Genomic DNA, 19921 nt, shown 5'->3' on the forward strand with positions numbered 1-19921 from the left:
TGCACACCTGGCCGCCGGGCGGTGGCCTCCGGGGGGCTCCGCGGGGGGGGGGGGGGGGGCGGTTCTCGCGCCGCTCGCGCGGGGCCGGGGGCTCCCGCCACGAGCACGACGACGGCCACGAAGAATTTGTCCTGAGAACCCAGGGCCTGAATGGCAGCCTCTTTGATAGATCCCGGTGTCAGGTCGACGGCCGCGGAGCCGATAGCGGCACGCGCATCGGCGCGCGCACCGAACGGGATGCCCACCAGCTCGGCCACCCCGAGCGACACGGACGCGGCAGCGAGCCCCGCGAGCATCCGCGCATTGGACGGGCCGACGACCATCGACCCACTGTACTCGCACTCACCGCAACGACTGCGCGTGGAAAGGCTCTTGGGGCCCTTGTCATTTCACACAGGGAATGCCATCGGCGCTCATGCGTGTGAGGTTGGTCGCCGCCGGTTCCTGCGTGCCTGTGGCGGTGGCCGGTACCGTGCTGACGGGCGCCGCGGAAGTGGTGGCCGGCGATGCCGACGTGGGGTGGAAATTGTCAAATCTGGCGAAATCGGTCCCGACGGTCAGTCGCACCGTGTTGCGGTCGACGCCGTCGGATGCCGTGGCAGTTATGCCGAATTCATCGGCCAGCTCGGCGGCGGCGATCTTCGCTCCCGGCCCGTAGGCGATGGTGCTCGTCTGGCTGGTGGAGTCCGCGGTGCTGACCTTTCCCTTGCTGAAGTGCCCTGTGGCCAAGGCCATTTCGAGGTCCGCGGCCTCGCCTTGCCTGCCTGAGGCGTTGACCACGTCGAGCGCGACGCCCCCGGCGGCCAGCGAAGTGTCGTCGCCCGGTTGCGCTGTTGTGCTGGGGATGCTGGTCGAGGTGGCCGCCGACGGATCGGCGGCGACCAGGTTCTGCACGATGGAGCGCACTGCGGATACGTCGATGAAATTGACGAATGCACCGTTTGAGATTTCGCCGAAACCGGTGACCGGCAGCGTGTAGAGCGAGACCGACCGGCTCTGGAACGCGGACGCGTCACGCGCGAGTTCGTCAAGGTCGAAGCCGGCGTCAACGGCGACGTTTTGCTTGGCGACCTCCAGCAAGCCGTGCAGTCGGATGGGGTCCGACAACGCTCCGCCGCGGCGCAGCGCACTGACCAGCGAGGCGATGAAGGCCTGCTGACGGCGGGTTCGATCGAGGTCGGTGAACATCGCGTCGTTGGCGTCGCGGCGTTGGCGGACGAACGCCATTGCCTGGGTCGCGTTGATCTGCTGGATGCCTCGATGAAAGTCCGCGCCGGAGTAGTAGCGATCCGCAGTGTCTTCTTTCAGGCACACGGTGAGGGGTTCGACCACCCGCGCGATCTGAAAGAACCCGGCCAACGTGACCTCAATGAAGTGGTCGATCGGAATTTGCAGCAGACGCCTGACCGTGCCGATCTCCGCTTTGCGGCCGGCCTCGCGCGCCGCCTGTTCTTTCGCCGCGGAGTCCTGCCCTGCGGGCGAGGCGGCATCGGATTCCGGCTTGTAGGAGCCGCGCCCCTCCATCACGCGCTCGTAGGCGAGGCTGTAGGCCTCCTTGACCTTGCCGCGGCATTCCGAGGCCGGGCATCCAGCCAGATCGACATAGTCGTCCCGCGGGATTGAGATCGCCGTGGCCGGGCCGTCCCCGGCGGGCAAGTGCACGACGATGAGCGCATCGGCGTCGCCGTCAGCGGAATCCTCGTTGCCTGCGTGCAGCGCGTCATAGATGTCGGGCGGCAGCGGCCGGCCGTGCTGGTCGCGACGGCTATCCAACCCCATGATCAGGATGTTCTGATCACTTCCGGGCGACGCGGGTTCACCGGCCAACGCCTCGGATTTGGTGATGCCCGCCGATGCCCTGCGGTAAGTGATCCATCCGATGCCAATGGCGACAACCACCACGACCGCTATCAGCGCGGCGATCACCTTGGCGCCCAGCGCCCTCCCGTTTGGGCGATGTCGTCGCTGGTGCGTCGGTGAACGCGCTCGATCTGTCATGACCAGGCGAGAATAGCCAGGTCGCCGGGGTTCAAACCAGCGTTTGCCCAGGTGACGAGGCCGTACACTCCGTTGACGAGCTATTTCTCCCCTTGATCAAGGTGGTGTTTACCCGGCCCTCGCCGGTCAGCTGCCTTCAGAACCCCACGGGCTGAGGCGTTTGAGGAGCGACCGCTCTGGATCTTTTTCGCGTTCGTCGAACAGGAAATCGAGCCCGCCCTCGATCGAAGCGGCCGTGCGGGCCCTCAGGTCCTGTGCGTTGTCCTTGTCGGCGACACCCTTGTATTCGAGTGTCGAGATCGGTTCACCGAACCAGAAGTACAGGCGCTCGGGCCGGGGTACGGGTGTCAGTCCGATGCCCCGCACGATCGGCAACGGTTCAACGTTCAGCAGCTTCTCGCACAGTTTGCGCAGCGGAGCCATCAGCGGATGATCGTTGTCCAAGACGATGTCCAACGCGTCTTCAATGCCCAACGAGGCAAACGGGACGATGGGGTAGCGGCCTTCGATCGCCATCTTGGCGAATCCGAGACGGTTCTTCCAGATCAGTTGATACCGTTCGCCTTTGCGTTTGGCGACCTCGCGAGCACCACCCGGAAAAACCAGGATCAAGTCGCGACGGCGCATAAGTTCACGCATGTTGGCTCGGGTTCCCGGGACGATACCGCAGGCTTTCAAGAGCTCACCGCTACCCGGCACCCGGAACAGGACATGCTCTCCGAGCCCGCGAACCATAATTCCCCGCTCAATCAACTCCGCAGTCCACAACAGCAGGTCGAACACCCCGTACAAGGTGTGGTTGCCTACCAGCAGCGCTCCGCGTTTGGGCACATGTTCGATGCCGTAGACCTTGGGTTTGATGACGCGGCGCAAGGGCGCCAAGGCCTTTACGACCGGCGCGAATGATTTGGCGGACGGGGCGTCGGGGACCGCTTCGCGCGGGTTTGCGGCTTTCGCCACTCGTCGAGTCTAGCGCCGGCCATGATCAGAGGAACATCGCGGAGAAACGGGTACTTAGGTGCCAATGAGTCTGGCCAGCAAGGTAATGAATGCACTCGTAAGCCCGCCGCGAGTGGCGGATCAAGGCAGGCTCCGGAGAGCGGTGTCCGGCAAGTGCGTGCTGGTGACAGGCGCGTCATACGGCCTGGGGGAGGCGACTGCCCGCAAACTCGCCGCCGCAGGGGCAACGGTTTTGCTTGTCGCTCGCTCCGCGGACAAACTCGACGAGCTTCGCGACTCGATCTCTGCCGACGGTGGGCGCGCAGTCGCCTTTCCGACTGATCTGACCGACGCAGCGGCGATCACCGCGCTGACAACCCAACTGACCGAGACGTACGGGCCGTTGGACATCATTGTGAGTAACGCCGCCAAGTCGATTCGCCGATCGCTGAAGCTGCAGTACGACCGGCCGCACGACTTCGAGCGCACGATCGACACCAACTATCTCGGGCCGATCCGGCTACTGCTCGGACTACTACCGGCGATGCAGGAGCGGGGAAGCGGACACGTCGTGAATGTGTCCAGCATCGGTGTGCGGATGATGCCAACCCCGCGTTGGGGCACCTACCTGGCATCCAAGGGCGCATTCGACCTGTGGTTGCGCAGCGTCACCCCCGAGCTCCGCGCCGTCGGCATCGATGTCACCTCGGTGTACATGGGGTTGATCCACACCCGAATGAGCGAGCCCACCCCCAGCCTGCGCAGAATGCCCGGCATGCAACCGGATGAGGCTGCTGATGTCGTCGCGAAGGCGATCATCCACCGGCCGCGCAAAGTTCAGCCGCGCTGGACCCTGCCCGGTGAACTCGCATCGGTGCTACTGGCCCCAGTGCTAGAACGCGGGGCAGGGCTGGTCTACCGGCACTCAGAAGACTCCGATCGGGCGCGGAATGTGTATCGATGACTGAAGACACCGTTGGGCTGGCCGATATCGCTGCCGGATTACCCGGTCTGATCAAGGATGCGCCCATCATCTTGCGTGGCGCGCTGACCGGCTTCATCGCCCATCGATCGATCAAGACCTCGATCGGCAAGGTCTTCCAGGACCGCGCGGCACGGCACGGCAATCAGGTGTTCATCCGGTTCGACGACGAAAGCTGGACCTATCGCCAGGCCAACGAGACGGTCAACCGCTACGCGGCGGTGCTTGTTGAGCGCGGCGTCGGGCGAGGCGATGTCGTGGGCGTCATGCTGAAGAACTCGCCGCGGATGGTGCTGGTAATGCTCGCGGCCGTGAAACTGGGCGCGATCGCCGGCATGCTGAACTACCACCAGCGCGACCAGGTGCTTGCCCACAGCATCGGCCTGCTTAATGCCAAGGTGTTGGTCGGCAGCGATGAGTTGCTCACTGCCGCCAAGGAATCCGGGGCGCAGGTCGCAGACATGATTTCCGTGGACGAACTGGACCGGCTCGCCGCCGACGCGCCCGCGGACAATCCGGCGGTGACGACATCGGTGCGGGCCAAGGACAACGCCTTCTACATCTTCACCTCCGGAACCACCGGCGCGCCCAAAGCCAGTGTGATGACGCATTTCCGGTGGCTGTGGGCACTGGGTGGGTCGGGCGCGTTCGGCATGCGGCTGAAGAGCAGCGACACGCTGTACTGCTGCCTTCCGCTCTATCACAACAACGCGTTGACGGTGGCGTTGTCGGCGGTGGTCGGCGCCGGTGCCACTTTGGCTTTGGGGCGGTCGTTTTCCGCATCGCGGTTTTGGGATGAGGTGATCCGGTATGACGCGTCGGCGTTCGTGTACATCGGTGAGGTCTGCCGCTACCTGCTCAACCAACCGGAGAAGGACACCGACCGCCAGCACAAGGTGCGCGTAATCGCCGGAAACGGGTTACGCGCCGACATCTGGGACGAGTTCACCACCCGGTTCAATATTCCGCGGGTCTTCGAGTTCTACGGAGCCAGCGAGGGCAACACCGGGTTCGTCAACGTGTTCAACATTCCGAGGACCGCCGGGATGTGCCCGACGCCGGTGGCCTTCGTCGAGTACGACACGGAAACCGGTGAGCCAGTTCGTGATTCCAAAGGTCGGGTTCGCAAGGTCCGCGGCGGAAAACCGGGGCTACTGCTGAGCAAGGTCACCAGCGTTCAGCCGTTCGAGGGCTACACCGATGCCGAAGCTAGCGAAAAGAAGTTGGTGCGCAACGCTTTCCGCAAGGGCGACGTGTGGCTCAACAGTGGAGACCTGATGCGACCTCAGGGTTGGCGCCACGCCGCGTTTGTCGACCGGCTCGGTGACACCTTCCGGTGGAAGGGTGAAAACGTCGCCACAACCGACGTCGAAGCGGCCGTGTTGGCTGACCCGAACATCGAAGCCGCCACCGTGTTCGGCGTCGAGGTGCCCGGCACCGACGGACGCGCCGGGATGGCCGCCGTGGTGCTGCACGAAGGTAAACAGTTCGACGGTGTGTCGTTGGCCAACACGGTGTCCGAGGGCCTGCCGAGCTACGCTCGCCCGCTGTTCGTGCGAGTGGTCGACTCGCTGGAGCAGACCTCGACGTTCAAGAGCAAGAAGGGTGATCTGCGCAGTCAGGGCTACGGATCAGACGTCTCCGACCCTCTGTACGTGCTGGAAGGTCGCGAAGAGGGCTACGTGCCCTTCTACGACGAATACGCCCAGGAGGTGGCGGCCGGTTCCCGTCCGGCGGGCTGACGGCGCAATCGGGGTTGCTGTGCTGTAATGGCGGTATGGCTGGCTATCGCCGCCCGCTTGGCTTTCAGTGGCAACCGCCTCGGCTGCCCGGGTTTGCTCGGGTCGGTCAGGTGCCCAGCGGCCGGACGGTGGAGTTGCCTGGCCGCGGTTGCACTTATGTGGTCGATTCCGGGCCGGTTGCCGGGGCGCCGACATTCATGCTGCTGCATGGGCTCGCCTGTACCGGGCTGATGATGTGGTATCCGGTCTTGGAGATGATGCGCGGGTTTGGCCGCGTGGTGGTGTTCGATCAACGCTTCCACGGGCAGGGCATTTCATCGCCCCGGTTTCTGCTCGAGGACTGCGCCGATGACGTCGCCGCGCTCGCCGATGCGCTCGGCGTGGAGACATTCGTCCCGGTTGGTTATTCGATGGGTTCGGCTGTGGCCCAGCTAGTTTGGCGTCGGCACCCGCAGCGCCTCGACGGGCTGGTGCTGGGGGCGGCGCCAACCGGATGGTGGAATGGGGTGACGTGGGAACGGATGGGAGCCGGAGTGTTGGCGGGGCTGATTGAGGCGTTCAGCCCGCGTCCCGGGCTGCCGCGGCCCGCGGCGGCCGACGCCGAAACCCTCGTCCGCAGTGACCTTAAGTGGCTGCTGGGCCAGTTCCGAAGCACCAGGCCGGGTGGAATCGCCCGTGCGGTTGCCGAGATGACGCGGTTCGACTCGACTTCGTGGGTTGGGCAGATCGATGTTCCGACGTCGGTGCTGATTCCGCTGCGCGACAGGGCGATTCCGCCAAAACAACAGTTCTGGCTGGCTAAGCAGATACCCGATGCGCACGTGGTGACCGTCGATGCCGGCCATTCATGCAGCGTGTTGCAGTCCGAGCAGTTCGTGCCGGCGCTGCGCGAGGCCGTTGATTCAGTGCGGCGACGCATCGACCCCAAGCCCGACAGCCGGGCGAGCGGCCAACTCAGGGCCTCGCACAAATAGACCATATTCGAGTCGGCGTGGCGCGGCGGCCCGGAAATTCGACCGAGCGCAAATCCTTCCAGGCGAACGCCAGCAGACGCTAACCCGGCGCCGGGTGGCGGACGAAGGTGCGCGGCTGGGTGAATGCCCGGATCCCCTCGACGCCCAGTTCCCGTCCGATGCCGGACTGGCCGCAGCCGCCGAACGGCAGGCGCGGGTCCTGGGCGGCCAGGCCGTGGCAGTTGACGCTGACCGTGCCCGCCACGAGCTGCCCGGCGACGCGGTCGGCGAGGGCGTCATCTCCGGTCCAGACCGACGCGGTGAGGCCGAATTCGGTTGCGTTCGCGGCGGTTACGGCGTCATCGATGCTGTCGTAGCCGAAGATCGGCAGCACCGGACCGAACTGCTCCTCGGTGGCCAGCTTCGAGTCCGGCGCCAGATCGGTGACGACGGTCGGCAGCGCGAAGTAGCCGCCCGCGGCGGCGTCTTCGTCGCGGACCCTTCCCGCCGTTCGCACTGTCGCTCCCTGCGTCTCGGCGTCGGCGACCAGCGTGGTGACGCGGTTGCGACCGGCGGCCGTGTGCAGCGGGCCCAGCGTCACCTCGTCGGCGAGGCCGTCGCCGAGAACCTCGCGCTCGCAGCGCGCCAGCACCGCCTCGGCCAGCTCACCGACGCGATCGGTGGGCGCATACAGCCGCTTGATCGCCATACACACCTGCCCGCCGGTGGTGTAGGTCGCCGTCACCAGGCGGTCGACCAGCTCGTCGCTGACCGCGATGTCGGGTGCGACGATCGCGGCGTCGTTCCCGCCCAGCTCGAGCAACACCGGGGTGAGCCGGCGCGCGGCGGCCGCCATGACCGCCCGCCCGGTGGCGACGCCGCCGGTCAGCGAGATGAGGTCGATGCCCGGGTGGGTGACCAGCGCCTGGGCGAGCTCGGTGCCCGGGCCCGCAAGCACGTTCACCACACCCGGCGGCAGTGCCTGCGCCAGCGCCCCGGCAAGTTGCAGCGCCGCCAGGGGACAGCTCGGCGGCACTTTCACGACGGCGGTGTTGCCGGCGGTCAGCGCCGACGCCAGCTTCGTCATCGTCAGCGCCAGCGGCCAGTTGAACGGGAGCACGAGCGCGGCCACGCCGAACGGCTCGCGGTGCAGCCGCGGGTATTTCGAGTGCGGATCGATCTGCTCGGGCGCCAGCGCGGCCTCGGCCATCGACCCGATCAGCGCGGCGAGCCCGGGTCCCGTGTCGATCTCGAAATTCGCTTCGGAGAGCACCTTGCCGTGCTCGCGGGTGTACAGGCGTGCGCCATCGCGTGCGGCCAATTGTTCGGCGGCAGTGGTGGCCGCGGCGGTGAAAGCGGCGATGCGTTCGGCGACGCCGAGGGCTCGCCATCCGGGCGCGGCCCGACGTGCGGCCGACACCGCGGCGTCGAGCTGGGCCTTGTCGGCGGCGGGCGCGTAACCGACGATCTCGGCCGGGCGGGCGGGGTTGTGGACGGGGTAGGTCCCCGCGGCACCCGGCTGCGCCTGGCCGCCAATCGTCAGTACCGCCTGATCGGCGTGGGTTTCCCGCGTGATCGTCGTTGATCCCGTCATGCCCGTCTCCCTTGACCCGGTGCGCATGTCCCGCCATCGTAAGTCGATATGACGTGGATCACACCGGCGGCCGTCCCATGAAAGCCGTCGTGCTGCGCGAGGTCGGCCAGCCCACCGCGGTGGAGGAACTCTCGCTACGGCCCCTCGGCAAGCAGGAGGTGCGGGTGCAACTGCGCGCCAGCGGCGTCTGCCACAGCGACCTGTCGCTGCGCGACGGGTCGATACCGACGCTGCTGCCATCGACGCTCGGACATGAGGGCGCCGGAATCGTCGCTGAGGTCGGCGACGACGTCACCACCGTGAGCCCGGGTGACCACGTCGTGCTGACGTGGAACGTGCCCTGCCGGGCCTGCCCGTATTGCCTGCGCGGCGAGGCCCAGCTGTGCGCGCACGGCTACGACCATGCCTACGGCGATCCGTACGCGGAGAGCGCCGGCGGGCCGGTGTGGCCTGGCATGGGCGTGGGGTCGCTGGCCGAACAGACGCTGCTCCCGGCGGCGGCGGTGGTGCCGGTCGACGAATCGCTACCGCTCGACCTTGCCGCGCTGCTGGGCTGCGGTGTCACCACCGGAGTCGGCGCGGTGATGCGCACGGCGGCCGTGCGGCCGGGGGAGAGCGTGCTCGTGATCGGTTGCGGCGGCGTGGGTTTGGCCGCGATCCAGGGGGCGCGGCTGGCGGGCGCGTCGCCGATCATCGCCGCCGATCGCGTCGCCGCCCAACTCCCGGCCGCCGTGGCCAACGGCGCGACCGACACCGTCGACGCGAGTGACGTCGACTTGCCCAAGGCGGTGCTCGACCTCACCGGCGGCGCCGGGGTCGATCACGGAATCGAGGTGGTCGGCAAGCCCGCCACGATGCGCGCCGCCTACGAGGCCACCCGCCGCGGCGGCCGGGTCACCCTGGTGGGCGCCGCCGGGATCGCGGAGGAGGTGACGTTTCCCGCGCTGTCATTGATGGCCGACGGCAAGACGATTCAGGGCAGCGTCTACGGCGCCAGCGATCCGGTGCGCGACATCCCGGTGCTCGCCGAGCTCGCCCGGCGCGGCCGCCTCGACCTCGAGGCGCTGGTGACGCAGCGGATCGGCATTGAGGACGTCGAGGCGGCCTTCACCGACATGACCGCCGGGCGCGGGGCGCGCAGCGTCGTCTGCTTCGCCTAAATTCGCCGAAATAATCAGCGAGACAACGTGATTGCCTGCTCCGGACAGTTCTGCTCGCCGACCGCGGCCTGCGCTTCGAGTTCACCGGAGACCTCGTCGACGAGCACGACGCAGTGACCCACCTCGTCGGCATCGTAGACCTCGGGCGCCAACGTGTAGCAGCGGCCGTGCCCCATGCAGCGCTCGGCGTCAACCGACACGCGGGTCATGACACCGGGAATACCAGCGGCAGCGACTCCACCGACCGCAGCGCTGCGGTGTAGGTCAGCTGCGTGCCCGGCTTGATCTCGTAATCCGGGATGCGCCGGTGGAATTCGCGCAGCGCCACCCGCAGCTCCATGCGGGCCAGGTGCGATCCGAGGCAGCGGTGCGGTCCGCCGCCGAACGCGCGGTGCCGGTTCGGGCTGCGGTTGAAGTCGACGAGTTCGGGGTCGGGGAATTCGGCAGGGTCGGTGTTGGCCGCACCGAGCAGCGGACTGATCCGTTCGCCCTTGCTGATCGGGCAGCCGCCCACTTCGGTGTCCTGGATGCAGACGCGGGCCACACCCGGCACCGGGGTCTCCCAGCGCAACAACTCCTCGATGGCGCTGGGCAGGATGTCGGGCTGCTCGACGAGCTGGCGACGGTGGTCGGGATGGCACGCCAGGTACACGAAAAAGCAGTCGAGCGAGTCGGTCACCGTGTCCAGCCCCGCGATGAGGAAAAGGATGCAGATGTCGAGGAGCTCCTCGCGCGTTAGCGGTCTACCTTCCACGTTCGCGGCGATCATGGCGGAGAGCACGTCGTCGCGCGGGCTGGCGATGTGGTCGTCGATGGCGCGGTCGAAATAGTCGTAGATCTGTTGCGCTGTGCCCGCACAGGTGTCGTGGCGGCGGTCGAAGCCTGAGTCGCCCTCGGGCCGGATGATGCCGTCCTTCCACTCCAGGAACTGGTCGAGGTCCTCCAGCGGCAGGCCGAGCAATTGCAGGAAGACGGTGCAGGGGAGGGGAACGGCGAACTCTTCGTGGAAGTCGCATTCGCCCCGGCCGGCGAAGCGGTCGATCATCTCGTTGACCAGCTCGCTGACGCGGGGCTCGCGCCGGGCCATTTCTCGCGGGGTGAACAACGGATCGAGGATGCGGCGGTACTTCGCATGGTCGGGCGGGTCGATTTGCAGCGGGATCATCGGGCGGACGTTGCCGAGGTCGACGGCGTCCATGTTCGACGAGAACAGCTCGGTGTGCTTGAGCGCCATCTCGATGTCGGCCAGGCGGCTGAGAACCACCGCCGTCGGGCCTCGGAACACCGGGGTGGATTCGCGCAACGCCTTGTACATCGGCTGGGGCTCGGCGATTCCCATGTACGCCTGATCGACATACCCTTCGGTTTCTGTCATCCGGTCAGCGTGACACCAACGTCGCTAATTAGGCAATGATTGAATAAATGGCGTAATGGACAAACGCCGCTGGCCAGCAGATTCCGCTGCGGGTACCGTGGATCGTCGCGGACGAGTTGGCCGGGCGGCCGCGGACCGTCGCAAGGCGGTTCGAGGAAAGTCCGGACTTCACAGAGCAGGGTGATTGCTAACGGCAATCCGAGGTGACTCGCGGGAAAGTGCCACAGAAAACAGACCGCCACCCTCGCGGTGGTAAGGGTGAAACGGTGCGGTAAGAGCGCACCAGCATTCCGGGTGACCGGAGTGGCTTGGCAAACCCCACCCGAAGCAAGGCCAAGAAGGCCGCACGAAAGTGTGGCCGCGCAGGCGTCCGAGGGTTGCTCGCCCGAGCCTGCGGGTAGGCCGCTCGAGGCACCCGGCAACGGTGTGTCCAGATGGATGGTCGCCGCCGCGTCGCCGTTGCTCAAGCGCGGCGGCGGGGAACAGAATCCGGCTTACAGGCCAACTCGTCCGCCCCCTTTGGGGCTCATTCCCGGGCTTTGCGCACCGACTTGGCGAGCTTGCGTAGCGCGTCGTCGAGCTGCTGGCGGCAACTCTCGGCGAGTTCGGCCTCCTGCTGATAGAGCAGACCGTAGGTGAAGGTGTCCTCGCCGGCGACGTGTGCGGCGTTGGCTTGTTGGTTCAGGTGCTCGCGGCTGACCACGCTGTCCTGGTGATCGCCGAGCAGCGTCTGGATGGCCTTGGCCTGCTTGGACACCTCGTCGTCGCCGGTGGCCGCCGCGGTGTAGCGAAGTCGCTTGGCGCGCTTGCGGATCCGGTGCAGCGCCTCGTCGCGATGATGCTCGTACTCCTGGTCGGTCTGATCGACTTGGTCCAGTTCGGCCGCGGCATTGGCCGCCTTTCGCACCTTCTTGTAGGCGCGCTCGATGGTTATCGCATGCGATTCCTCACCGGACGCGGGCGCCGGGACCTCGGCCACCATCGCATCGAGCGCGTCGAGCAGACGGAAGTATCGCTGCGAGCGCATCGCGATCAACGATCGCCGCAGCCCCGTCTGATAGCGGCGGCGGGCGCCCTCGACCAGGCGTTCCCAGATGGGTCCGCGCACCAGCTCCGGCGCCAACCGGTTCAGCTCCTGCTCGTAGCGCTGCCCGAGCACCTCGGCGTCGCGCGCCACGCCCAGCAAACCGGCCAACTCGCGCAGTTCGTCGAGGATCCAGGCGCCGTCGGACAACCCGAAGGACTCCGGCGATTCCCGCAGCAGGCTGCGGATCTTGCGGGTGGTCACACGCATCTGGTGCACGGCGTCGTCGACGTCGGCGCGTACGGCGCGGTCCCACGCCAACAGCTCGTCAACCTGTTCGGCCACCGCGCGGTGCACGGGGTCGTCGGGCGGGCGGCTGCCGTTGGCCGGCAACGTCGGGCCCAGCACGCGGGCCAACTTCGAGCCGTGACCGGCCGGCGCGGCACCCGCGTCGAGCAACCGATTGCTCAGCCGGCTCAACAGCGAGGCGTCGGCGGCCCCGTTCCCGGCGACGAGTTCGAGTTCCCACTCACGCCACTCCTGTTCGGCCGGGGCGGAGCCGGCGTCCGCGGCCGCGCCGCCCGACCAGGCGGTGACGTGGTCATTGCTGAACTCCGCCAGCGCGGTGCCGTCGACGCTGTACAGCAGCTGGCTTTCCCGCTGGGTGGCAATCCGGGCGACCGGCTCGATCGGGCGGTCGCGGACGATCGCGAGCACGACGTCGAGCAACTCGCTCGGCACGGTGTTGTCGTCCGCCGAGTCGCCCAGCGGCGCCCGGATCTCGGTGCGCGCATCGGGCCCGGCGGGCAGCTTCAGGTGCCAGCCCGCATCGTGGCCGCCGGTGCGGCGCCGCAGCGTGATCTTGTGGCGCGCCAGGTCGTGCGACGGTGTGTCGAAGTACACCGCATCCAACGATTGGGTCGGCGATCTCTCGACGTGGGCCACCGCCGCGATGCCCTCAAACGACGGCGACACCGTGGATTCGACGACGTCGAACTTGCGCTCGACCTCCAGATAGCGGGAGGTGTTTTGCGCTTCTGCAGGCATTTTCGGCTCCGTTGCGCGTTGCTGCGCTGTCAAAAGGTCGTCGGCGCTCGCGACCGGGCACACACAGATTGCCACACCGCGGTGCCGCGCTTAAGCAGCCCTAAGGGCGCAGGTGCATCGCCAGGCCGTTGAGCTGACGAATCGCTTGGATTTCATCATCCTGAAACGGCCGTCCATCGGGCTGAAGCAGATCGTGAAACCAGACGTCCGGAAACGCCGTGTATGGGTGATCCCACGAGTCCCACGGGAAGTAGGTCTGAGTCTTCCCCGCGACGAGTCCCCAATTGATCGCACCAACCTTGTAGCGTTTGGCGATTGGCAGGATCTCCGCAACGGTGCTGCCCAGGGGCCGGGCCAGGTACTCGGTGCACAGGATCGGTCGGTCCCCCGAGGCGAGATCGTCGATGCGCCTCTCGAAGTCCGCCGGTTCGCCGTAGGAGTGGAACGTGAGTATGTCGGAGTTGTCGAGCTGGATCCGGCTGATGGCATCGGTACTTCCGGCGTCCGGCCACTCGCCCTGCCAGACGGCACTCGTCAGCGGTTGAGCGGGATTCACCGAACGCGCCCACGCGAAAACCTGCGGAAGCAAGTCCGCGACCAGCTCCAACTTGTCCGGCCGCTCGACGGACGCATAGTGGCGCGAGGGATTGTCGGGCTCGTTCCACAGGTCCCAACCCAAAACGCGGTCGTCATTGCGGAATTGGGTCAGCACGCCGGTCACATAGTCGCGCAGCGTATCGAGGTAGCCGCGGTCGCCGAGGCGTTCGGCGCCCGGACTTTGCACCCAGCCCGAGTTATGGACGCCGGGCGTCGGGGCACGCTGCGGGCCCGCTTTCGGGATCGGGTCCCAGCAAGAGTCGAGCAAGACGAAGAGCGGCTTGATGCCGTGGTCGGCCGCGAGGGCGACGAACTGGGCCAGGCGGCCTTGGAACCCACGCCGATCCTCGGTCCAAAGCTGGTCGTGCAGGAACACCCGTACGGTGTTGAATCCCGCGGCGCGGGCCCAGCCCAACTCGAGATAAATGCGCAGGGGGTTGAAGGTGTCGGGCTGGAACATCTCCAGCTGGTTGACGGCGTTCGACGTGACGTAGTTAGCGCCGACGAGCCAGCCTTGGGCTCGATACCAGTGGTCGGCGCGGTCGGTCGACCACCGGCTCGAGTCCGGCGGGTCGAGGGGCGGTTGCGCGGCGGCGCGAGGCGCTCGCGCCAGGGCGGTGCCTCCTGCCAATAGCAGCGGCAACTTCAAGACCGTTCGGCGGTGCACGAAGCCACCACGATTGCCGACTATATGTTCAACCCCCCGCCCACGGAGTCGCGTTTGTATACAGGAGAAATCCTACCACCGTTGTCACACAACGATTTTCAGCAGAAGCGCTCCGGGTGGGGTGACGTGGGCGTCCGCCCGATGCTAGAAGCTGTGCTCGTCGGCCGGGAAAACCCCGCCCGCCACTTCCTGGGCGTATTGCGTTGCGGCCCGGCGCAATTCGGCCCCCACGTCGGCGAACCGCTTGACGAACCGAGCGGTCTTGCCGCCGCTCATCCCGGCCATGTCCTGCCAGACCAGGACCTGCGCGTCGCAGTTGGGGCCGGCGCCGATTCCGATCGTCGGGATGGTCAGCTTACCGGTGATCTGGGTGGCCAGCTCCGCGGGCACCATCTCCATCACGACGGAGAAGGCTCCGGCTTCCGCGACGGCGATCGCGTCCGCGATGGTTTGCTCCGCGCCGTCACCGCGGCCCTGCACCCGGAAACCGCCGAGGCTGTTGACGCTTTGCGGGGTGAAGCCGATGTGCGCCATCACCGGGATGCCCGCCGCGGTCAGGCAGGCGATCTGTTCGGCTACCCGCTCGCCGCCCTCGAGCTTGACGGCGTGCGCGCCGGCCTCCTTCATGAACCGCGTGGCGGTGGTCAGGGCGGCGTCGGGTCCGGGTTCGTAGCTGCCGAACGGCAGGTCGGCGACGACCAGGGCGTGCTGCGCCCCCCGGACGACGCCGCGAACCAGCGGGATCAGTTCGTCGACCGAGACGGGCACGGTGGTGTCGTAGCCGTACACGACGTTGGCGGCGGAATCACCGACAAGCAGAACCGGGATGCCGGCCTCGTCGAAGATGCGAGCGGTCGAGTAGTCGTAGGCCGTGAGCATGGCCCACTTGTGGCCCTCGGCCTTCATTTTCTGCAAGTGATGAGTGCGGATTTTGGCCGGCGGCTTGCCGTCGGTCGCCGAGTTTGCGGATGAGTTTGCACCGTAAACGTTGTGCTCAGACATCATTGTCCCTGGTAGTGGTCGGTCGATCCTCGTGGCCCCGCAGGGTCCCCGGGTTCGCTTGACGGTGCCATTGTGCCATCTCGGCTGCGCAATTGCACCGCCTCGGCGGTGTGAGACATACCATTCAGGCCATGCAGCGGCTCAGCGGACTCGACGCCAGTTTCTTGTACCTGGAGACCCCCTCTCAGCCCATGCATGTTTGCTCGATCGTCGACCTGGACACCTCGACGATGCCCGGCGGCTACAGCTTCGACCGGCTGCGCGACGCGCTGTCGCTGCGCCTGAAAGCGATGCCGCAATTCCGCGAAAAGCTCGCCAACAGTCCGTTGAACCTCGATCACCCGGTGTGGGTGGACGACGAGAACTTCGACGTCGACCGCCACCTGCACCGGATCGGGCTGCCACCGCCGGGAGGACGCGACGAAATGTCGCAAATCTGCGGGCACATCGCGTCGTTGCCGCTGGACCGGCAGCGGCCGCTGTGGGAGATGTGGGTCATCGAGGGCGTGGCGGGCACCGACTGCCATCGCGACGGGCGCGTGGCCGTGATGACGAAGGTGCACCATTCCGGAGTCGACGGGGTCACCGGCGCCAACCTGATGTCGCAGCTGTGCGCCACCGAAGCCGACGCGCCCCCGCCGGACCCGGTGGACGGGGTCGGCAGTGCCAGCGCCTGGCAGATCGCCGCGGGCGGCTTGTACCGCTTCGCCACCCGGCCGTTGCGTTTGGCCAACGCGGTGCCCGACACGGTGTCGTCGGTCGTCTCGACGCTGCGCAAGGCCCGCCACGGTCAGACGATGGCGCGTCCCTTCGCCGCGCCGCGGACCGTCTTCAACGCCCGGATCAATGGCCGGCGCAACATCGCTTACGCCACATTGGATCTCGACGACATCAAGAAGGTGAAAAACCGTTTCGACGTCAAGGTCAACGACGTGGTGTTGGCGTTGGTTTCCGGGGTGCTTCGGCAATACCTGGCCGAGCGCGACGACCTGCCCGAGGCGTCGCTGGTGGCGATGGTGCCGGTCTCGGTGCACGGCAAGTCCGATCGTCCTGGCCGCAACAAGGTTTCGGGCATGTTCGCCAGTCTGCACACCCAGATCAGCGATCCGGTGCAGCGCCTGAAGGCCATCGCCGAAGCGAATTCGGTTGCCAAGCAACATAGTTCGGCTATCGGCGCTTCGCTGTTGCAGGATTGGTCGCAGTTCGCGGCGCCCGCGGTGTTCGGCGTGGCGATGCGGCTCTATGCCAGTTCCCGGCTGACCGAGAGCATGCCGGTGCACAACCTCGTCGTCTCCAACGTGCCGGGTCCGCAGGTTCCGCTGTACCTGCTCGGCTGTGCCGTCAAGGCGATGTACCCGTTGGGCCCGATCTTTCACAGCTCGGGTCTCAACATCACCGTGATGTCGTTGTGCGGAAATTTGGACGTCGGGCTGATCTCCTGCCCCGAGTTACTGCCCGACTTGTGGGAGATGGCCGACGAGTTCGCGGTGGGGATGGAAGAGCTGCTCGAGGCCGCCGGCTAGCGGGCCGACGTCCGGCCGCTGATCAGGCACTCGGTGCTGCTCTGGCAGCATATGTTGGCATGGGTTCGTCTCGCCGCGACATGATCGCGCGCTTGCTGCTGATCTGGACGGCGATTGCTGCCGTGGCGTTGCTCCTCGCGGGGTGTGTTCGTGTCGTGGGCGGGCGTCCGGTCATGGCCGGGCCAAAGTTGGGCCAGCCGATCGAATGGACGCCGTGCCGTTCGTCCAACCCCAAAGCCAAGATCCCCACCGGCGCGCTGTGCGGCAAGCTGGCCGTGCCGGTCGACTACAACGATCCCAACGGCGACCTGGCGACCCTGGCGATGATTCGCTTCCCCGCGACGGGGGACAAGCTCGCGTCGCTGGTGATCAACCCCGGCGGCCCCGGCGAGTCGGGCATCGAGGCCGCGCTGGGCCTCGTCCAGACGCTGCCGAAGCGGGTGCGCGAGCGGTTCGACCTGATCGGGTTCGACCCACGCGGGGTGGGCTCGTCGCGACCGGCGCTGTGGTGCAACTCCGACGCCGACAACGACCGGCTGCGGACGGAACCGAACGTCGACTACAGCCCGGCGGGTGTGGCGCACATCGAGGACGAGACCAAGCAGTTCGTCGGCCGGTGCGTGGACAAGATGGGCAAGAGCTTCCTGGCGAACGTCGGCACCGTCAACGTCGCGAAGGATCTGGACGCCATCCGTAAGGCGGTCGGCGACGACAAGCTGACTTACCTCGGATATTCCTACGGCACCCGGATCGGCTCCGCCTACGCCGAGGCCTTCCCGCAGAACGTGCGGGCGATGATCCTCGACGGCGCCGTCGACCCCAACGCCGACCAGATCGAGGCGGACCTGCGTCAGGCCAAGGGATTTCAGGACGCGTTCAACGCGTTCGCCGCGGATTGCGCCAAGCAGCCGACCTGCCCGCTGGGCACCGACCCGGCCAAGGCCGTCGACGTCTACCACAGCCTGATCGACCCGATGGTCGACCCGAACAACCAGCTGATCGGCAGGCCGATACCCACCAACGACCCGCGCGGGCTGAGCTACAGCGACGCCATCGTGGGCACCATCATGGCCCTGTACTCGCCGACGCTGTGGCATCACCTGACCGACGGCCTGACCGAACTCGTCAACCACCACGGGGACACCCTGCTGGCGCTGGCCGACATGTACATGCGCCGTGACCCGCACGGCCACTACACCAATGCGACCGACGCGCGAGTGGCGATCAATTGCGTTGACCAACCGCCAATTGCGGACCGCGCCAAGGTTATCGACGAAGACCGCCGATCCCGGGAGATCGCCCCGTTCATGAGCTACGGGAAGTTCACCGGCGACGCGCCGCTGGGGACATGCGCGTTCTGGCCGGTGCCGCCTACCACCAAGCCGCATACCGTTACGGCGCCCGGCCTCGCGCCGACCGTTGTGGTGTCGACCACCCACGATCCGGCGACACCGTACAAGGCCGGGGTGGATCTGGCGAACGAGCTGCGCGGCTCGCTGCTGACTTACGACGGAACCCAGCACACGGTGGTCTTCCAGGGCGACAGCTGCATCGACGACTACGTGACGGCGTATCTGATCGGAGGCAACACGCCGCCCAGCGGCGCGAAGTGCTGAGGCCTGAGCCGTTGCGCCGTTCGGCGACAAGAGGTCCTGAGATCAAGGCGTAACCGTTTCGCGCTGCGACGGGTATTCGTGGATGCAACGATGACAGCCATGTCGCGCCGCAGACCATTGAGCTCGGCGCTGTTGTCGATGGGGCTGCTGGTCGCGGGGCAATCCGCGCTGCCGCTGGCCGGCGCGACTCCGGAACCCGGTGCGGGACAGACCCCGAGCCCGGCTCCGCCACCGGTCGCCGCGGCGCCGCAGAACTGGGGCGGCTGCGAGCAGTTCGACGTCGACAGCAGCGATCTCCCCACCGCCAAGTGCACGACCGTGTCGGTCCCGGTCGACTACGCCAATCCCGGTGGGGCGCAAGCGAAGCTGGCGGTGATCCGGGTGCCCGCGACGGGCCAGCGGATCGGATCGCTGTTGATCAATCCCGGCGGACCGGGCGCGTCCGCGGTGGACATGGTCGCGGCGATGGCATCCGACCTACAAGGCACCGACATCAGGCGCGATTTCGACCTGGTGGGGTTTGACCCTCGAGGGGTGGGTCACTCAACCCCGGCGCTGCGCTGCCGCACCGATGCCGAGTTCGACGCGTTCCGGACCGAACCGATGGTCGACTACAGCCCGGCCGGTGTGGCGCACATCGAACAGCTCAACCGGCAGTTGGCCCAGCAGTGCGTGACCCGGATGGGCAACGGTTTCCTGGCCAACATCGGCACCGCGTCCGTGGCTCGCGACATGGACATGGTTCGGCAGGCGCTGGGTGAGAATCAGATCAACTACCTCGGCTACAGCTACGGCACCGAACTCGGCACCGCATACCTCGAGAAATTCGGTGACCACGTGCGCACGATGGTTCTCGACGGCGCCATCGACCCGACCGTCGGGCCGGTCCAGGAGAACGTCAACCAAATGGCTGGATTCCAAACCGCTTTCAACGACTACGCCGCGGACTGCGCCCGTTCGAAAGCCTGCCCCTTGGGCACCGACCCGGCCCAATTCGTGAACCGGTATCACGCGCTGGTCGATCCGCTGGTCGCCAAGCCCGGGCATACGTCGGATCCGCGCGGCCTGAGCTACGCCGACGCGACCACCGGCACCATCAACGCGCTGTACACCCCGCAGCACTGGAAGTACCTCACCAGTGGCCTGCTCGGGCTGCAGCACGGCACCGACGCGGACGACCTGCTGGCCCTCGCCGACGATTATGAAGGCCGTGATAAAAACGGCCACTACAACAACGACCAGGACGTGTTCAACGCTGTCCGATGCGTCGACGCGCCGACGCCGACGGACGCCGCGAGCTGGGTGTCGGCCGACCGACAGATCCGTCAGGCCGCCCCGTTCCTGAGCTACGGGCAGTTCACCGGCAACGCCCCCCGCGATCTGTGCGCGCTGTGGCCGGTGCCCGCGACGTCGACGCCGCACAGCGCGGCGCGGGTCGGGCCGGGCAAGGTCGTCGTGGTCTCGACCACCCACGACCCCGCCACGCCGTATCAGGCCGGGGTAAATCTCGCCAGCCAGCTGGGCGCCCCGCTGATCACGTACGACGGAACCCAGCACACCGCGGTCTTCAACGGCGACCAGTGTGTCGATACCGCGGTGACGCGCTATTTCGTTGCGGGGACGGCCCCGCCCCCAACGCTGCGGTGCAAGCCCTAAGGCCGGCTCCCAGCCGACCCACAGCCCCCCGTCTGAGCGGTCCGCA

The 19921-nt window shown here is 67.0% G+C and carries 15 protein-coding genes, 1 other RNA gene and 1 pseudogene; 8 read left to right on the plus strand and 9 right to left on the minus strand.

Annotated elements, in window-relative coordinates:
- The 3 genes and pseudogenes from A5744_RS25070 to A5744_RS14855 form a co-directional block, all read right to left on the minus strand.
- Nucleotides 1-323, minus strand: a pseudogene (locus tag A5744_RS25070) (hypothetical protein); the annotation flags it as partial.
- A 61-nt stretch (nt 324-384) separates the two neighbouring features.
- Nucleotides 385-1998 (minus strand): LCP family protein, encoded by a 1614-nt coding sequence (locus A5744_RS14850; protein ID WP_076062240.1) that lies wholly within the window; start codon nt 1996-1998, stop codon nt 385-387.
- 126 nt (nt 1999-2124) lie between these two features.
- Nucleotides 2125-2958 carry a lysophospholipid acyltransferase family protein gene (locus tag A5744_RS14855; protein ID WP_076062242.1) on the minus strand — a complete coding sequence of 278 codons (834 nt, stop codon included), beginning with the start codon at nt 2956-2958 and terminating at the stop codon, nt 2125-2127.
- Nucleotides 2959-3022: 64 nt separating this feature from the next.
- Here A5744_RS14855 and A5744_RS14860 point away from each other — a divergent pair, with 64 nt between their 5' ends.
- The 3 genes from A5744_RS14860 to A5744_RS14870 are packed head-to-tail and all read left to right on the plus strand — an operon-like array spanning nt 3023 to nt 6635.
- Nucleotides 3023-3901 carry an SDR family NAD(P)-dependent oxidoreductase gene (locus tag A5744_RS14860; RefSeq protein WP_076062244.1) on the plus strand — a complete coding sequence of 293 codons (879 nt, stop codon included), beginning with the start codon at nt 3023-3025 and terminating at the stop codon, nt 3899-3901.
- Nucleotides 3898-5661, plus strand: coding sequence for a long-chain-acyl-CoA synthetase FadD6 (gene fadD6, locus A5744_RS14865; protein ID WP_076062245.1), 1764 nt, complete (start codon nt 3898-3900; stop codon nt 5659-5661). The genes A5744_RS14860 and fadD6 overlap by 4 nt, the downstream gene beginning before the upstream one ends.
- A 35-nt stretch (nt 5662-5696) precedes the next feature.
- A complete protein-coding gene (locus A5744_RS14870; RefSeq protein WP_076062247.1) occupies nt 5697-6635 on the plus strand; it encodes an alpha/beta hydrolase in 939 nt (312 codons plus the stop codon).
- A gap of 79 nt (nt 6636-6714) precedes the next feature.
- Here the strand turns inward: A5744_RS14870 and A5744_RS14875 are convergent, their stop codons facing one another.
- Nucleotides 6715-8208 carry an aldehyde dehydrogenase family protein gene (locus A5744_RS14875; RefSeq protein WP_076062416.1) on the minus strand — a complete coding sequence of 498 codons (1494 nt, stop codon included), beginning with the start codon at nt 8206-8208 and terminating at the stop codon, nt 6715-6717.
- A gap of 53 nt (nt 8209-8261) precedes the next feature.
- Between A5744_RS14875 and A5744_RS14880 the strand changes: the two genes are divergently transcribed.
- Complete coding sequence (locus A5744_RS14880; RefSeq protein ID WP_205866314.1) at nt 8262-9368, plus strand: Zn-dependent alcohol dehydrogenase; 1107 nt, start codon at nt 8262-8264, stop codon at nt 9366-9368.
- 14 nt (nt 9369-9382) lie between these two features.
- Here the strand turns inward: A5744_RS14880 and A5744_RS14885 are convergent, their stop codons facing one another.
- Both A5744_RS14885 and A5744_RS14890 read right to left on the minus strand, forming a co-directional pair.
- Nucleotides 9383-9577 (minus strand): ferredoxin, encoded by a 195-nt coding sequence (locus A5744_RS14885; RefSeq protein WP_076062251.1) that lies wholly within the window; start codon nt 9575-9577, stop codon nt 9383-9385.
- A complete protein-coding gene (locus tag A5744_RS14890) occupies nt 9574-10743 on the minus strand; it encodes a cytochrome P450 (RefSeq protein WP_076062253.1) in 1170 nt (389 codons plus the stop codon). Before A5744_RS14890 ends, A5744_RS14885 begins: the two co-directional genes overlap by 4 nt.
- A gap of 112 nt (nt 10744-10855) precedes the next feature.
- Between A5744_RS14890 and rnpB the strand changes: the two genes are divergently transcribed.
- Nucleotides 10856-11256: RNase P RNA component class A (rnpB, locus tag A5744_RS14895), an RNA gene on the plus strand.
- A gap of 13 nt (nt 11257-11269) precedes the next feature.
- Here the strand turns inward: rnpB and A5744_RS14900 are convergent.
- The 3 genes from A5744_RS14900 to panB form a co-directional block, all read right to left on the minus strand.
- Nucleotides 11270-12814 carry a CYTH and CHAD domain-containing protein gene (locus A5744_RS14900; RefSeq protein ID WP_076062254.1) on the minus strand — a complete coding sequence of 515 codons (1545 nt, stop codon included), beginning with the start codon at nt 12812-12814 and terminating at the stop codon, nt 11270-11272.
- Between the two features lie 100 nt (nt 12815-12914).
- Entirely contained in the window at nt 12915-14078 is a 1164-nt protein-coding gene (locus A5744_RS14905) for a cellulase family glycosylhydrolase (protein ID WP_076062256.1), read from the minus strand.
- Nucleotides 14079-14222: 144 nt separating this feature from the next.
- Nucleotides 14223-15080: a 3-methyl-2-oxobutanoate hydroxymethyltransferase gene (gene panB / locus A5744_RS14910; protein WP_076062417.1), complete on the minus strand. Its 858-nt coding sequence runs from the start codon at nt 15078-15080 to the stop codon at nt 14223-14225.
- A 131-nt stretch (nt 15081-15211) separates the two neighbouring features.
- Between panB and A5744_RS14915 the strand changes: the two genes are divergently transcribed.
- The 3 genes from A5744_RS14915 to A5744_RS14925 all read left to right on the plus strand — a co-directional run bounded on the left by A5744_RS14915 (nt 15212) and on the right by A5744_RS14925 (nt 19875).
- Nucleotides 15212-16603 carry a wax ester/triacylglycerol synthase family O-acyltransferase gene (locus A5744_RS14915; protein WP_076062258.1) on the plus strand — a complete coding sequence of 464 codons (1392 nt, stop codon included), beginning with the start codon at nt 15212-15214 and terminating at the stop codon, nt 16601-16603.
- Nucleotides 16604-16662: 59 nt separating this feature from the next.
- Nucleotides 16663-18219, plus strand: coding sequence for an alpha/beta hydrolase (locus A5744_RS14920; RefSeq protein ID WP_076062260.1), 1557 nt, complete (start codon nt 16663-16665; stop codon nt 18217-18219).
- Between the two features lie 90 nt (nt 18220-18309).
- Nucleotides 18310-19875, plus strand: a complete 1566-nt coding sequence (locus tag A5744_RS14925) for an alpha/beta hydrolase (protein ID WP_139331358.1) — start codon at nt 18310-18312, stop codon at nt 19873-19875.
- The last annotated feature ends 46 nt before the right edge of the window (nt 19876-19921 follow it).

Origin of the sequence: Mycobacterium sp. IS-1264 (genome assembly GCF_001954195.1) — a bacterium.
Taxonomy (GTDB): Bacteria; Actinomycetota; Actinomycetes; order Mycobacteriales; family Mycobacteriaceae; genus Mycobacterium.